The organism is Caenispirillum salinarum (assembly GCF_044803115.1).
Taxonomy (GTDB): domain Bacteria; phylum Pseudomonadota; class Alphaproteobacteria; order Rhodospirillales; family Rhodospirillaceae; genus Caenispirillum; species Caenispirillum salinarum_A.
Map to the genome: position 1 here is coordinate 4,610,035 of NZ_CP085224.1, position 15,216 is coordinate 4,625,250.

Below are 15,216 nucleotides of genomic sequence, written 5' to 3' on the forward strand. Positions count from 1 at the left end.
CGTCGCGCCGCCCCCGACCGTTTCGCACCGCCGGGGGCTCAGCGCCTACTCGTCGTCGTCCGCGTACTGGTCGCTGTTCACCAGGTTGCCGAACTTGGTGTACTGGCCGTCGAAGAACAGACGCACCGACCCGATGGGGCCGTGACGCTGCTTGGCGATAATGACCTCGCCGATGTTGGCGGCCTTTTCCAGCCGCTCCTGCCAAGCCTGGTAGCGCTCCAGGAAACGGGTTTCGTCCTCTTCCGGCTTGCGGCCGGGCTCGGAGCGGGACAGGTAGTATTCCTCGCGGTAGACGAACATCACCACGTCGGCGTCCTGCTCGATGGAACCCGATTCGCGCAGGTCGGCCAGTTGCGGCTTCTTGTCGTCGCGCTGCTCCACCGCGCGGGACAGCTGCGACAGCGCCATCACCGGCACGTCCATCTCTTTCGCCAGGGCCTTCAGGCCGCGGGTGATGGCCGACACCTCCTGCACGCGGTTCTCGGAGCTTTTTCCACCGCCGCCGGACAGCAACTGAAGGTAGTCGATGATGATGAGCCCCAGCCCCTGGCCGCCGTTCTGCCGCGCCAGGCGTCGGCAGCGGGTGCGCAGGGCGGAAACCGTCAGCGCCGGCGTGTCGTCGATGTAGAGCGGCAGGGTCTGCAACTCCTGGCTCACCTGGATCATGCGCTGGAAGTCGGCATCGTCCAGGTCGCCGGTGCGCAACTTGTGGCTGGAAATCTCCGCCTGCTCGGCCAGGATACGGCTGGCGAGCTGCTCGGCCGACATTTCCAGCGAGAAGAAGGCCACGCGCGCGCCTTCCTCCACCTTGCGGATGCCGTTGTCGTCGATGGTTTCCTTGTAGGCCCTGGCCGCGTTGAAGGCGATGTTGGTCGCCAGCGACGTCTTGCCCATGGAGGGGCGCCCCGCCAGGATCAGAAGGTCCGACGGATGCAGGCCGCCCAGCTTGCGGTCCATGTCGATCAGGCCGGTGGTCACGCCCGCCAGCGTGCCGGCGCGGCGGTGCGCGTTCTGGGCCATCTCGATGGCGCCGGCCAGCGCGTCGGAGAACTGCTGGAAGCCCTGGTCCATCTCGCCGGTGGTGGCAAGGTCGTAGAGCGATTGCTCGGCCGATTCGATGTGATCGCGGGCGGTGGCGTCGAAGTCCACCGTATAGGCGTTGTTGACCAGGTCCTCGCCGAGGTCGATCAACTGCCGGCGCAGGTACAGGTCATAGATCTGGCGGCCGTAGTCGCCGGCATTGATGATGGTGACCACGCTGTTGACCAGCGTCGTCAGGTACTCCATCCCGCCCACCTCGACCACGGCGGCGTCCCGCTCCAGGTACGTCTTCAGGGTCACCGGCGTGACCATGTGGCCGGCTTCCAGAAGCTTGCCGCAGGCGCGGTAGATGGACGCGTGCGCGGGGTGCGCGAAATGGTCCGCCATCAGGTACTCCGACACCTTTTCATAGGCGCGGTTGTTCACCAGGATGGCGCCAAGAAGCGCCTGTTCCGCCTCGTAATTGTGGGGCGGAACGCGCGCGGACGCGGTCTCGGCCGGCGCGTCGGCGCCGCCGGGGATGGGCGTCAGGTGAAGGGGCGAGGATGTGCTCATGGGGGAACTCTAGCAGATCAGGGGCGCTTGGCCGCGCCTCTTGAGCCTGTGGATAACGAGGATAACGCGGATATCTGAATCCGGGCGATTTTTCGTCGGCGCCGCGGCAGGACGATGATGACGCGGAAGCCCGATTCGGCTAAAGTCCGGGTTGAGAGAGAGCATCCGAAAGATCGAGGGAGTAGGGACCATGCGGCGCGTGCTGGCGACGCTGTGCCTCCTGGGCGTGTGCGGCCTTCTTCTGGCGGTCCGTCCGGCGTCCGCCGGCGAGGCCAAGGCGGCGGTGAACCCGACGGCGGACATCATCGACAAGATTGTCGTGAACAAGTCCGCCCGGCAGATGTCCGTCCTGCGCGAGGGGCGGGTGGTGAAATCCTGGCCCATCGCGCTCGGCTTCGCGCCCGAGGGCCACAAGACTCAGGAAGGCGACGGCAAGACGCCCGAGGGCTGGTACGTCATCGACTACCGCAACCCGGAAAGCGAATACTACCTGTCGCTGCGCATCAGCTACCCCAACAACGGCGACCGCGCCCAGGCCGCGGCGCGCGGGGTAAGCCCCGGCGGGCAGATCTATATCCACGGCCAGCCGTCCACCATGAAAAGCTTCCTTCGCGCCAAGCGCATGAAGGACTGGACGGCCGGCTGCATCGCGGTCTCGGACGAAGCCATGGACGAGCTGTGGCAGCTGGTGCAACTGGGCACGCCGATCGAGATTCATCCGTGAGGACGGGCCGGACGACATGGGGGACCTCGGTCCCCCGCTCCCCCTGATCGGGAAGCACGGCTTCCCGAACCCTTCAGTTCTCGAAAGTCTGGCCCGGCGCACGGCGCCAGCCATCGCGCAGGCCCCCACCGACCCAAAGCGCGAGAGCCCGTGGCTCCCGCACCGGCGGGATTTGGGGCAGCCGCCCCGAGCGCGCCAGCGCTCGACGCTCTACAGGTTGTCGACGACCACCTGCACGAAATCCTCGCCATAGCGCGAGAGCTTGCCCCGCCCCACACCCTCGATGTCCGCCAGTTCGTCCAGGTCCGTCGGCTTGGCGCGGGCGATGGCGATGAGCGTCGCGTCGTGGAAAATGACGTAGGGCGGCACGCCCTGGGCGCGGGCCAGTTCCATGCGTTTGCCGCGCAGCGCCTGGAACAGCGCGTCGTCCGCCGGATCGGTCAGTTGCACCCGTTCGCGCTTTTCCGACCGGCGGCGGCCCGCCTCCTTGCGCTCCTTGCGCAGGATGACGGTCTGCTCGCCCTTCAGGATCGGCCGGGCCGTGTCCGGGATCAGCACCAGCGCCCCATGGGCCTCGGCGTCGGCCCGGATGTAGCCGTAGGCGATCATCTGGCGGAAGACCGTGCGCCACTGATCCTTGGTGAACTCCTTGCCGATCCCAAAGACGCTCAAGGAGTCGTGGCCGAGTTGGCGCATGCGGTCGGTCATGTTGCCCAGCAGCACGTCGATGACATGCCCGGCGCCGAATCGCTGGCCGGTGCGGTAGCAGGCGGACAGGGCCTTCTGCACGGGCACGGTGGCGTCGTAGGTTTCCGGCGGGTCCAGGCAGGTATCGCAGTTGCCGCAGGGCTCGCAGGTGTCGCCGAAGTATTCCAGCAACACCTGGCGGCGGCAGCGGGCCGTCTCGGCGAAGCCCAGCAGCGACTCCACCTTGCGCCGCTCGATCATCTTCTGCGCGTCGGCGGCGTCGGACTGGTCGATCATCTGGAACAGGCGGGCGGCGTCCTGCATGCCGAAGACCATCCAGGCGTTGGACGGCAGGCCGTCGCGCCCCGCGCGCCCGGTTTCCTGGTAATAGGCTTCCAGGCTTTTCGGCAGGTCCAGGTGGGCGACGAAGCGGACGTCTGGCTTGTCGATGCCCATGCCGAACGCGATGGTCGCCACCACCGTCAGCCCCTCTTCCTTGAGGAACCGGTCCTGGTTGGCGAAGCGGACCTCTTTCGGCAGGCCGGCATGGTAGGGCAGCGCCGGCACGCCCTCGTCGTTCAGCCAAGCGGCGATGTCGTCCACCTTCGCCCGCGACATGCAGTAGACGATGCCGCTTTCGCCCTCGTGCTCGCGCTTGATGAACGACAGAAGCTGGCTTTTCGCGTTGGTCTTGGCGCGGACGTGATAGCGGATGTTGGGCCGGTCGAAGCCGGCGACGAACTCCCGCCCGTTCTCCAGCGCCAGCCGCTCGACGATCTCGCGCCGGGTCGGGCCGTCGGCGGTAGCGGTCAGGCCGATGCGCGGCACATGCGGGAAGCGCTCGTGCAGGGTGCGCAGTTGCAGGTACTCGGGCCGGAAATCGTGCCCCCATTGGCTGACGCAATGGGCCTCGTCGATGGCGAACAGGGCGAGGTCGGTATGGGCGAGGTTGTTGAGGCATCCCTCCCCCATCAGCCGCTCGGGCGCGACGTAGACGAGGTCCAGTTCGCCGGCGCGCATCTGGCGCTCCACCTCCTGCTGCTCGGGCCACGGCAGCGTGGAGTTCAGCGCGGCGGCCTTCACGCCCAGCTGGCGCAGGGCCTCCACCTGGTCCTGCATGAGCGCGATCAGCGGGCTGACGACGATGGCCACCCCCGGCCGCACCAGGCCCGGAATCTGGTAGCACAGGCTCTTGCCGCCGCCGGTGGGCATGATGACCAGCGCGTCGCCGCCCTCGACCACATGGTCGATGACATCCCCCTGCATGCCGCGGAAGGAGTCGTAGCCGAAGACGCTGCGCAGGACTGTCTGAGGATCAAGGCGCATGGCCGGCGTTATACAGGTCCGGCGGTGGCGGCGGAAGGGCAATCCGGCGCCCGACCGCTCGGGCGATGGCCGAGGTTGAACCCCCGCCGCCTTCGTGCTGTCATCGCCGCAAACCGGCCGCGCAACCAGGAGAGACAGCGCCATGACGGCGGAGCCGCAGACCATGCTCAAGGTGATCTCGCCCATCGACGGCTCGGTCTATGTGGAGCGGCCGCTGGCGGCGGACGGGGACATCGCCCACGCGCTGACCAACGCCCGCCTCGCCGCCGACCGCTGGGCGCGGCAGCCCGTCACCGACCGTGTCGCCGTCTGCGCCCGGTTGCTCGACCGCCTGAAGGCCGGCAAGGGCCGCATCGCCCAGAGCCTCGCCTGGCAGGTGGGCACGCCGGTCACCCAGGCCGAGGCGGAAGTGGCGGAGGCCGAGGACCTGGTGCGCACCATGATGGGCCTGGGCCCCAGCGTCTTGTCCGACATCCACGCGCCCGAGGAACCGGGGACCGAGCGCCTTGTGCGCCGCGTGCCGCGCGGCGTGGTCTTCGTCACCCTGCCATGGAGCCAGCCCTGGCTGGCGGCGCTGTGCCTGATCGTGCCCGCGCTGATCGCCGGCAACGCCGTCATCATCCGCCCCGCCCCGCAGGCTCCGCTTCCCGCCGAGATCATCGTCAAGGCGCTGACCGAGGCCGGCCTGCCCGAGGGCGTCGCCCGCGCCCTGCACCTGGCCGAGGCCGATGCCGCCCGCGTCGCCGGCGCGGTGGAGGTGGACATGCTGCTGCATGCCGGCGAGCCGGAAATGACGCGCTGGCTGGTCGCCGCCGCCGCCACCCGCCAGCGGCCGGTGGAAATCCTCGGCCCCGCCGCCGATGCCGCCTACGTCCGCCGCGACGCCAAGCCGGAGCCCGCCGCCGAGGCCCTGGCCCGCGCGGCCTTCACCGATGCCGGCCGGCTGTTCGGCGCACCGCGGCGGCTGTATGTCCATGCCGAGGTGCACGACCGCCTCGCCACCCTGCTGGCGGGACACGCCGCCGAGGCCGTGCTCGGCGATCCGCTGGACGCGGCCACGACGCTGGGCCCCCTGCCCCGGCGCGAGGATGCGGTACTCTTCCGCAACCGGCTGGAACAGGCGGAGATGCAGGGCGCGCGGGACATGGTCGAAGGGGGCTTCTTCCCGGCCGACGACGGCTCGGGGCTCTACTGCCGTCCGCGCGTGCTGACGGAGGCCATCCAGTCCATGGACATCGTCCGCGAGCCCACGCCCGGTCCGCTGGTGGCGCTGGTGCGGGTGTCGTCGGACGAAGAGGCCGCCGCGCTGATCAACGACGGGCCGGCCCCGCGCGCGGCGTCGCTGTGGACCCAGGACCTGACGGAGGCCCACCGCATCGCCGCCAACCTGCGCGTCGGGGTGGTGACGCAGAACCTGGTGGGCGGCCTGGACGGCAATCTGGTCTGGACCGGCGTCAAGGGTGCGGGCGACGGCGTCATGCTCTCCCGCGCCTTCTATGAACGGGTGACGCGGCCCATGACGCTCAACTTCCAGCACACGGCCTGAGGCGCTCATGCCCCCCGTGCGGCAGGCGACGGTCGACGACGCGGCGGCGGTGACGGCGCTGCTGGAGGCCTGCTACCCGGCCCTCATGGCGCCGCACTACGACCCGCCGGTGCTGGCGCGTGCCCTGCCGCTGATGTGTCGCGCCAACCCGGCGCTTCTGGCCTCGGGCACCTTCCATGTTGCCGAGGACGCGACGGGGCGCGTGATCGGCTGCGGCGGCTGGACGCTGGCGCGGCCGGGGGCGCCGGACGATCCGGAGGACGCGACGCTCGGCCACATCCGCCACTTCGCCACCCACCCCGATGCGGTGCGCCGGGGCGTGGCGCGGGCGATCTTCGACCGCTGCGCGGCCGACGCCCGGGCCGCCGGCGTAAGGCGGTTCGAGTGCTACGCCGCGCTGGGGGCGGAGCCGTTCTATGCCGCCGTGGGCTTCCGGGCGGTCGGCCCGATGGCGGTCGCCATGGGGCCGGACCTGCGGTTCCCCAGCATGCGGATGGTGATGGACCTCGCATGACAGGGGGACCGCCCCAAGCGTGGCAGCGCTCCCCTCATTCCGCCGCGCGCCGCTCCTCTGCGGCCTGCACCGGCGCCAGGTAGCCCAGGAACTCGTCGGCCACCTGGTCCCACGAGAACCGGCAGGCATGGTCCCGGCAGCGCTCCGGCGCGATGGCCAGGGCGGCGACGGCGGCGGCGCGCAGGTCCTCGTCCAGCACGCCGGCGCCCGAGGTGCCCAGCACGTCGGTCGGGCCGGTGACGGGGAAGGCTGCCACCGGCACGCCACAGGCCAGGGCCTCCAGCATCACCAACCCGAAGGTGTCGGTGCGCGAGGGGAAGACGAACACGTCGCCGGCGTTGTAGCAGGCGGCCAGTTCCGCGTCTCCGTTGGCGATGTGGAACAGCGTGTCGGGGAAGCGCTTGACGTAGTCCGCGCGGCTCGGCCCGTCGCCGACCACGACCTTGCTGCCCGGCAGGTCCAGCGACAGGAAGGCGGGCAGGTTCTTGTCCACCGTCACGCGGCCGACATAGAGGAAGATGGGCCGCGGCAACTCGGGCCACACGGCGGTCTTGTCGCCGGGACGGAAGGTGTCGACGTCCACCCCGTGGCTCCAGGGCACGACGTTGCCGTAGCCTTCGGCCGTAAGCTCCCGCAGGACCGAGGGCGAGGGCGCCAGCACCGCCCGGCTGGGGGCGTGGAAGCGCTTGATCCAGGCCCGCGCCCAGGCCAGCGGCACGGGCGTGCGCGCGTTGACGTATTCCGGGAACTTTGTGTGGTAGGCGGTGGTGAAGGGCAACCCGCGCTTCAGGCAATAGCGCCGCGCCTGCTGGCCCAGCGGCCCCTCGGTGGGTATGTGGATGGCATCGGGGCGGAAGGCGTCCAGGTGCCGCCTCACGCCCCGGCGCGAGAACAGGGCAAGGCGGATCTCGTTGTAGGTGGGCATGGGCACGTTGAGGAACTGGTCGGGACTGATGACCAGAACCTCGTGCCCGCGCGCCACCAGCGTGTCGCGCAGGGTGCCCAGCACCCGCACCACGCCGTTGCGCTGCGGATACCAGGCGTCGGTCACAATCGCGATGCGCAAAAGATGGTCCTCCCCCGCCGATTCTGCCGGACAGTCATGGGTGGGGAAGGAAGCCTGGTCCAGTGAAGGCTTCGTGACGGCCGGGCTTCGACCGGCTTCGTCAGGTCATGTCGGCTCGGGATCGGGCACCGGGCTGGGCGTCGGCGGCGGTGGCTCGGCCGGATGGGGTGTTTCGCCGCCGCCATGCCCGCCGCGGAACCGGTCCATCAGCACATGGGCGGGCGGCGCGGTGCCGTCCTTGCCCTCGCCGAAGTACAGGGTGCGGTGCGGGAACGGGATTTCGATGCCCAACTCGTCGAACCGCTTCTTGAGCCGGCGGTTGAACTCGCGGCCGACGAACCACTGCTGGATGGGCTTGGTCTTGATGCGCGTCTTCACGATCACCGCGCTGTCGGCGAACTTGTCGACGCCCAGCACCTCCAGCGGCTCCAGGATCTGCGGGCCGTATTCGGGATCGGCGCGCAGGTCCTCGACCACCTCCTTGCAGACCTCCACCACCTCGTCGGTGTCCTCGCGGTAGGCCACGCCCATGTCGATGACGTAGTAGCTGAAGTCCTTGGTCAGGTTGGAGATCTTGTCGACCGAGGAGAACGGCAGCGTGTGCACGGTGCCCGCCAGGTCGCGCAGGCGCACCGAGCGCACGGTCATGCCCTCCACCAGGCCGGCATGGCCGCCGACCGACACCACGTCGCCGACGGAGAAGGTGTTCTCGAACAGGATGAAGGCGCCGGTGATGACGTCCTGCACCAGCTTCTGGGCGCCGAAGCCGACGGCCAGGCCGATGACGCCGGCGCCGGCGATCAGCGGGGCGATGTTCACACCCAGCTCCGACAGGATCACCATGCTGACGACGACGATCATCACCACCAGCAGGATGTTGCGCGCCAGCGGCAGCAGCGTCTTGGCCCGCGCCGAGCGCTCAATGACGTTGCCCTCCTTGTCGGTGGTGCTCAGGTAACGCTCAATGGACGACGACGCCAGTTCCCAGACCACGACGCTGACCACCAGCACCAACAGAATGGTCACCAGCGCGCCGATGAAGGCGCCGCCGGCGTCGGTGGTCAGGGCTTCCACCACCGCCACGCCCCAGGCCTGGGCAATGGCGCCGGCGGCAAGCAGGAAGACCAGCACGCGCACGGCCGTATGCACCACCGGCAGGTAGCGGTTGACGCGGCGCTCGATGTCGGGGAAGCGGTCCTTGACGTCCTGGCTGACCTCGAACAGGCGGGCCAGCCCCGCCGACAGCAGCGTCACCAGTCCGGTCGCCAGCAGCACGATGACCACCGTCAGGACCGTGCCGCGCAGGATGTACTGGAAGCCGCCCTCGACCTCCAGCGCCCAGACGGCATAGGACGCCAGCACATACAGCGCCGCCAGAACGTGCCAGACGTCAGCGAAACGGTCGCGCAGCACGCGGCCGATGGCACCGCCGGGACGCAGGGGCTTGCGGCGCTTCGGGCGCCGGCGGGCCTGGCGCTCGCTGGCGCGGGCGGCGGCCGCGTCGCGGGTGGCGGCGGCGTCGCCGGCCAGGCCCGGCGTGGCCGGATCGGCATCGTCGGCCGCGACGGGCTGGTCGGGACCGGACAGCGGGCGCGCCGCCGGCACGTCGCCGCCGCGGTCGCCCTGTGTTGTCTCCCCGTCGCCCTCCTCCAGTGGCGCCTCGTGCACCACCATGCGGCGCTCGCGGATCCAGGCGGCGACGGGCTGCTTGGACTGCATGATGACGATGATGATCAACAGCGCCATCACGAAACCGACCAGGCGCGTCACCAACTGGTACGCCCCGTCGGGCAGGCCGAAGGTCAGGGCGGCCTCGGCTCCGAAGAAGCCGATGACGCCCACCAGCGCCAGCCGCCGGGTCCAGATGTGCAGGTAGAGCGCCGCCTCGTCCCCCAACGCCAGCCAGCGCAGCGACCGGTTGGAGGGTTGCAGCAGCAGGTCGGACGCGATCATGATGCCCTGGACGGCGGCGATGGCCGTGAGAATCACCAGCGCCACGACGCGCGAGCCCGGCGCCAGGTCGAGGGCCGGCATGACGCCGTATCCCGTCGCCAGCAGCGCGCCCACCGGCGCAGCCCGCATGAGCAGCAGGCCCAGCGTGATGAAGATGCGCTCGTACCACTTGGGCTCGCGCTGCCGGCCGTGAAGGCGGTTGCGCGGCTTGGCGAGCAGGCGGCGGACGATCCAGAACGCCGCCAGCGCCGCCACCACAAGGGCCGCCACGCGCAGCACGCCGCGCACGGCGGCGCCGCGCAGTTCGGGCTCTGTGATGCGCGCGACGCCCCAGTCCCACAAGTCCGGCAGAGTCTCCGCCGCCCGGCCCAGGTCCACCATCTCGCGCGTTGCCGTGCCCATGGCGTCGGACACGTCGCCCAGCAGACGCGCCCCGATGGAGGAGACGACCCCCGGCCCCTCCTCCGCCGGGCGCGTCGCCTCGATCAGCGCCTTCAGGCGCGTGACCAGTTCCTGGCGCTGGGCCTCGTCCTCCAGGGTCGCGACCAGCGCTTCCAGGTCCCGGACCGTCTGCTCGGACACGTCCGCCGGCGCGGCCGCATCGGCCTCCTGCGCCTGCGCCTGCTGCGCCCGATCCAGCGGTGCGGACACGGCCAGAAGGAGACCCAGCAGGACAGCGAGAACGGAACGGAAAAGGCGGGCAGGGACGGGGCGGCCAGGATCGGCCGCGCGGGGTTGTGCGGTCACCGGCTTCATGGCAAGAGGGAGCACCTGTTGTTGTTCGGCCTCGAAACGCACGAAAATGCGCGCCCGATGCCGTTCATCTCACCATACTTGCCGAAAAAGACAATGCGGAGCCGTCAGACATGGACGTGACCATCTACCACAATCCGCGCTGCTCCAAGTCGCGCCAGACGTTGGCGCTGCTGCAGGAGAACGGCGTGGAGCCCAAGGTGGTGGCCTACCTGGAAACGCCGCCGAGCGCCGCCGACCTGCGGACGATCCTGGACCTGCTGGGCATCCCGGCCCGCGACCTGCTGCGCAAGAAGGAAGCCAAGGAAGCGGGCCTCGACGACCCGGCGCTGACGGAGGCCGAGATCATCGCCGGCATGGTCACGCACCCCAAGGTGATCGAGCGCCCCATCGTGGTGGTCGACGACGCCAAGGCCGCGCTGGGCCGCCCGCCCGAGTCGGTGCTGCCGTTGATCGGAAAGTAAGGTCGAAGGACGCGAGGGACCGGATGCGGGCCCCTCCCGCGCCCCGCGTCTCTGGGCGCTACGCCTTCACGCCGCAGGCCACGTTGTCGATGAGGCGCGTCTTGCCCAGGAACGCCGCCGCAAGCACGCGGGCCGGGCGCGTGACACGCTCCACCGGCTCCAGCGTCCCGGCATCGCGGACCTCCAGGTAGTCCACCGCCGCGAACCCCTTTCGCCCCAGTTCGCCGATGCCCCAGGCGCAGGCCTGGCCCACGTCGACGCCCGCGTCGATGTCGTCGGCGATCTGCTTCAAGGTCTTGTAGAGGTGATTGGCGACGGCGCGTTCGTCATCGGTCAGGTAGGCGTTGCGCGACGACATGGCCAGCCCGTCCATCTCGCGCACGATGGGCGCGCCCTCTATGGTCACCGGCACGTTCAGGTCCGTCGCCATGCGTCGGATGACGGCCAGTTGCTGCCAGTCCTTCTCGCCGAACACTGCGACGTCGGGCAACGCCTGGAGCAGCAGCTTGCACACGACCGTCGCCACGCCGTCGAAATGGCCGGGGCGCGCATCGCCGCACAGCCCCGACGAGACGCCGGTGACGCTGACGGTGGTGGCGAAGCCGGCCGGATACATCTCGTCGACGGTCGGGGCGTAGACCAGCTGACCGCCAGCCATGCCGACCTTGAAGCGGTCCTGCGCCAGCTGGCGCGGGTAGCGGCCGAAATCCTCGTTCGGGCCGAACTGGGTGGGATTGACGAAGACCGACACCACCACCCGGTCCGCCAGCATCTTGGCCCGGCGGATCAGCGACATGTGGCCTTCGTGCAGCGCGCCCATTGTGGGCACCAGGGCCACCCGCAGACCCTCGCCCCGCCACGCCAGGACCTGCTCGCGCAGGTCCGCGACGGTGGAAACGGTGTGCGGCCCGCGCGCACGCCCGCCGGTGCCGGAGGGGGCCTCGGTGGTCATGGCCCTCAGCCCTCCTTCACGTCGCGCAGCTTGGGCATGCCGAAGCAGTGCTCCGGCCCCGGGAAGCGGCGGGCGCGGACGTCGGCGGCGTATTTGCCGGCGGCCTCGGAAATCTGCTCGTTGAGCCGGGCGTACTGTTTGACGAACTTGGGCGTGAAGTCGCTGAACAGGCCCATGACGTCCTCGGTCACCAGCACCTGCCCGTCGCAGGCCGCCGAGGCGCCGATGCCGATGGTGGGGCAGCCGACATGCTCCGTCACCTCGCGGGCGACGCCCTCCCAGGTGCCTTCGACCACCAGCGAGAACGCACCGGCCTCGGCGATGGCCTTGGCGTCGGCGAGTATCTGCTGTGCCTCGGCATCGGTGCGGCCCTGGGCCCGGAAGCCGCCGGTGGCGTGCACCATCTGAGGCTTCAGGCCCACGTGGCCCATCACCGGCACGCCGCGCTGGGTGAGGAAGCGCACGGTTTCGGCCATTTCCGCGCCGCCCTCCAGCTTGACGGCGGCGGCGCCGGTCTCCTTGAGGATGCGCGCGGCGTTGCGGTAGGCCTGCGCCGGGCTTTCGCCGTAGGAGCCGAAAGGCAGGTCGACGATGACCATCGCCGTGCGGGAGCCCCGCATGACGGCCTGGCCGTGGTTGATCATCATGTCGACGGTCACGCCCAGGGTCGTGTCCATGCCGTAGACCACCATGCCCAGGCTGTCGCCGACCAGCAGCATGTCCACATGCTCGTCCAGCACCTGCGCCATGGGCGCGGTGTAGCAGGTGAGCACGACAAGCGGGTCCTTGCCCTTGCGAGCGGCGACATCACGCACGGTGACGCGCTTCAGGCTGGTCTGCGCGCTCAAGGAACATCCTCCTGTTGATCTGGCACGGGTCGGCGGCGCGGTTGGGGCGACGTTTTACAGCACTCGCGCCCGCCGACAAAGCGAAACGCCGCACTCACCCCTTCTTGTGGCGGCCCTCAGGGGCTTCCGCACGGTCCGTTTCGGACGGCGGCGGCGGGGCCATGTCGTCTTCCTCGAACAGGATGCGGTTGGCGGCCCCGTCCAGGTCTTCGAACTGCCCCGACTTCAGCGCCCACAGGAAGGTCCCCAGGCCGACCAGGCCCAGGAACAGGGCGATGGGGATGAGCATCAGGAGACTGTCCATGGAACCCTCTGTGTCTGCGTCGAGCGCCGGCGGCTGCGCCGAACCTAGTGCGTCAACGCCCCCTGCGCGAGAGGCGCAGGGCGTTGGTGATCACCACCACGGACGACGACGACATGGCCAGCGCCGCGATCAGCGGCGTCACGAAGCCGCCGACGGCGAGCGGTATGGTGAAGACATTGTAAAGCAGCGCCAGGCCGAAATTCTGCTTCACCAAGCGGTCGGCGCGCCGCGCCGTGTCCAGCACCTCCAGCACCGGCCCAAGACGCTGTCCCTGGAAGACCACGTCGGCGGCGGTCTGGCTGACGTCCACGGCGGTCGACGGCGAGACGGAGGCATCCGCCGCCGCCAGGGCCGGCGCGTCGTTGAGGCCGTCCCCGACCATCAGCACGCGCGCGCCCTCGGCCCGCAGCGCCTCCAGCCGGGCGCACTTGTCCGCCGGCGTGCAGGCGGCGCGCCAGGTGTCGATTCCCAACGCCCCGGCCACGGATCGCACAGCGGGCTCGCGGTCGCCGGACAGCAGTTCAAGACGGTAGCCGCGGCGCGCCAGTTCCGTCACCACTGCGGCGGCGTCCGGGCGCGGCGCGTCGGCGAATAGGAAGGGCACCGGCGCGACATCCGGGCGGGCCAGCCACAACTCCGGTCCCGGCGCGGTATCGGCCGAGGTCGCCCAGGCGGTCGCGCCGTCGACTCCGCAGAAGACGCGGCTGCCCAGCCGCACCTCGCCGTCCGCCGTGGAAAGCCGCAGGCCCCGGCCCGGCACCTCCTCGACGCCTTCGGCCACCGGCGCGTCGGAACGGGCCGCCAGCGCCCGCGCCAGCGGGTGGCGGGAGGCCCCGGCCAGGCCTGCCGCCAGGTCCAGGTCGGCGCGGGTCCAGGCCGCCCCCTCCGTCAGCAGGTCGGGATGGCCGAGCGTCAGGGTGCCGGTCTTGTCGAAGACGATGGTGTCACAGCCGTTCAGCCGCTCCAGCGCCGTCGCGGTCTTGATCAGGATGCCGCCACGCAGCAGGCGCCCCGACGCGATGACCTGCACCACGGGCACGGCCAGCGCCAGGGCGCAGGGGCAGGTGATGATCAGCACGGCGATGGCCGTCAGCAGGCTCTGCTGCCACGACGCGCCCGCGCCGAGGTACCAGCCGAGGAAGGTGCCCAGCGCCGCCAGGTGCACCACCGGCGCGTACCAGCGCGCCACGCGGTCGGCCAGCGCCACGTATTTGGCGCGGCCCTGCTCGGCCACCTCCATCATGCGGACGATTTCGGCCAGCAGGGTGCGCTCGCCGACGGCATCGACGGTCAGCCGCAGCGGGCCCGACAGGTTGACGGTGCCGGCGAAGGCGCGGTCGCCGGGCGCGACGCTCTGGGGGACCGTCTCGCCGGTGATCAGGCTGGTATCCAGGTCGGAGCGGCCGTCCGTCACCGTGCCGTCGACGCCAACGCGCTCGCCGGCGGCGACCAGGATGGTCATGCCCGGCGCCACCTTGGCCGGCGGCAGCAGCCGGCGCGTGCCGTCGGCCTCCAGCACCGTGACCGATCCCGAGCCCAACGCCAGCAGGTGCTCCGCCGCCGAGCGGGCGCGGCCGCGCGCCCGGTTGTCCAGGTAGCGGCCCACCAGCAGGAAGAACAGCAGCATCACCGAGGCGTCGAAGTAGGCATGCTCGGCGCTGTTGATCACCTGCACCAGGCTCATGCCCGTCGCCAGCAGCACGCCGAGCGAGATGGGCACGTCCATGTTGGTGCGGCGGGCCCGCAGCGCCGTGAGGGCGGAGCGGAAGAACGGCCGCCCGGCATACAGCACCGCCGGCACCGCGATCAGCGCCGACAGCCAGTGCATCAGGTCGCGGGTAGCCCAGGTCATTTCCGCGCCGGACCACACGCTGACGGAAAACAGCATGACGTTGCCCGCGGCGAAGCCGGCCACGGCCATGGCGCGCAGAAGCTCGCGGTCGGCCTTGGCGCCCTCGCGGCCGAGCGCCTCGGGGTCGTAGGGGACAAGGCGGTACCCCACCTGAAGCACCGGCTCGATCAGGCCGTTGGGGCTGTCGGAGCCGGTCTCCGCCGGGTCCCAGCGTAGGGTGAGACGGCGCGTGGTCATGTTCACGCGGGCATTGCGCACGCCCGGCTGGCGGGTCAGCACGGTCTCGATCAGCCAGACGCAGGCCGCGCAGTGCAGCCCCTCCACCATCAGGTGAAGGGTGCGGGTGCCGTCATCCTCGGCATGGACGTGGGCCGAGAAGTCGGTGGCGAGCGCCTCGTCCTCGGGCTTGAGCGGCCGCGCATCGGGGTCGATGCAGCGCTTGCGGTAATAGGACTCGAGGCCCATGCCGTTGATGAGGCCAAAGGCGGCCTGACATCCGCGGCAACAGAAATCCGGCCCCGCCGGCGAACGCGGCGGAACCGGCGTACCGCAGTGCCTGCATTCAGCGAGGTGGCCGGTCATGGCGGTCATGGTCCACAAGACGAAGGCGAACGCCGCCGGGCCGGGCGCC

General features: G+C 70.3%; 12 protein-coding genes. 4 read left to right on the forward strand and 8 right to left on the reverse strand.

What is annotated here, in order from left to right:
* Positions 1 to 45: 45 nt before the first annotated feature.
* The gene (locus LG334_RS21365) at positions 46 to 1,596 is read right to left on the reverse strand and encodes a replicative DNA helicase (RefSeq protein WP_404381297.1); all 1,551 of its coding nucleotides are present in this window, start codon (positions 1,594 to 1,596) and stop codon (positions 46 to 48) included.
* Positions 1,597 to 1,786: 190 nt separating this feature from the next.
* On the opposite strand from LG334_RS21365, the gene LG334_RS21370 reads away from it, so the two are divergent.
* Entirely contained in the window at positions 1,787 to 2,320 is a 534-nt protein-coding gene (locus LG334_RS21370) for a murein L,D-transpeptidase family protein (protein WP_404381299.1), read from the forward strand.
* Between the two features lie 210 nt (positions 2,321 to 2,530).
* On the opposite strand, the gene recQ is transcribed toward LG334_RS21370, so the two are convergent.
* Positions 2,531 to 4,333 (reverse strand): DNA helicase RecQ, encoded by a 1,803-nt coding sequence (gene recQ / locus LG334_RS21375; protein WP_404381301.1) that lies wholly within the window; start codon positions 4,331 to 4,333, stop codon positions 2,531 to 2,533.
* Positions 4,334 to 4,475: 142 nt separating this feature from the next.
* Between recQ and LG334_RS21380 the strand changes: the two genes are divergently transcribed.
* Positions 4,476 to 5,879, forward strand: coding sequence for an aldehyde dehydrogenase family protein (locus LG334_RS21380; RefSeq protein ID WP_404381303.1), 1,404 nt, complete (start codon positions 4,476 to 4,478; stop codon positions 5,877 to 5,879).
* 7 nt (positions 5,880 to 5,886) lie between these two features.
* Positions 5,887 to 6,393, forward strand: coding sequence for a GNAT family N-acetyltransferase (locus tag LG334_RS21385; protein WP_404381305.1), 507 nt, complete (start codon positions 5,887 to 5,889; stop codon positions 6,391 to 6,393).
* 34 nt (positions 6,394 to 6,427) lie between these two features.
* Here the strand turns inward: LG334_RS21385 and LG334_RS21390 are convergent, their stop codons facing one another.
* A complete protein-coding gene (locus tag LG334_RS21390; RefSeq protein ID WP_404381307.1) occupies positions 6,428 to 7,459 on the reverse strand; it encodes a glycosyltransferase family 4 protein in 1,032 nt (343 codons plus the stop codon).
* A gap of 105 nt (positions 7,460 to 7,564) precedes the next feature.
* On the reverse strand, positions 7,565 to 10,063 hold the full coding sequence (locus LG334_RS21395) for a mechanosensitive ion channel domain-containing protein (protein WP_404381309.1): 2,499 nt from the start codon (positions 10,061 to 10,063) through the stop codon (positions 7,565 to 7,567).
* A gap of 215 nt (positions 10,064 to 10,278) precedes the next feature.
* Between LG334_RS21395 and arsC the strand changes: the two genes are divergently transcribed.
* Positions 10,279 to 10,629 carry an arsenate reductase (glutaredoxin) gene (arsC, locus tag LG334_RS21400; protein WP_404381311.1) on the forward strand — a complete coding sequence of 117 codons (351 nt, stop codon included), beginning with the start codon at positions 10,279 to 10,281 and terminating at the stop codon, positions 10,627 to 10,629.
* Between the two features lie 58 nt (positions 10,630 to 10,687).
* Here the strand turns inward: arsC and panC are convergent, their stop codons facing one another.
* The 4 genes from panC to LG334_RS21420 all read right to left on the reverse strand — a co-directional run bounded on the left by panC (position 10,688) and on the right by LG334_RS21420 (position 15,176).
* The gene (gene panC / locus LG334_RS21405) at positions 10,688 to 11,581 is read right to left on the reverse strand and encodes a pantoate--beta-alanine ligase (protein WP_404381313.1); all 894 of its coding nucleotides are present in this window, start codon (positions 11,579 to 11,581) and stop codon (positions 10,688 to 10,690) included.
* A gap of 5 nt (positions 11,582 to 11,586) precedes the next feature.
* Positions 11,587 to 12,429, reverse strand: a complete 843-nt coding sequence (panB, locus tag LG334_RS21410) for a 3-methyl-2-oxobutanoate hydroxymethyltransferase (protein ID WP_404381315.1) — start codon at positions 12,427 to 12,429, stop codon at positions 11,587 to 11,589.
* A 94-nt stretch (positions 12,430 to 12,523) separates the two neighbouring features.
* Positions 12,524 to 12,733 carry a cbb3-type cytochrome oxidase assembly protein CcoS gene (gene ccoS, locus LG334_RS21415; protein WP_404381317.1) on the reverse strand — a complete coding sequence of 70 codons (210 nt, stop codon included), beginning with the start codon at positions 12,731 to 12,733 and terminating at the stop codon, positions 12,524 to 12,526.
* Positions 12,734 to 12,785: 52 nt separating this feature from the next.
* Complete coding sequence (locus LG334_RS21420; protein WP_404381319.1) at positions 12,786 to 15,176, reverse strand: heavy metal translocating P-type ATPase; 2,391 nt, start codon at positions 15,174 to 15,176, stop codon at positions 12,786 to 12,788.
* Between the last annotated feature and the right edge of the window lie 40 nt (positions 15,177 to 15,216).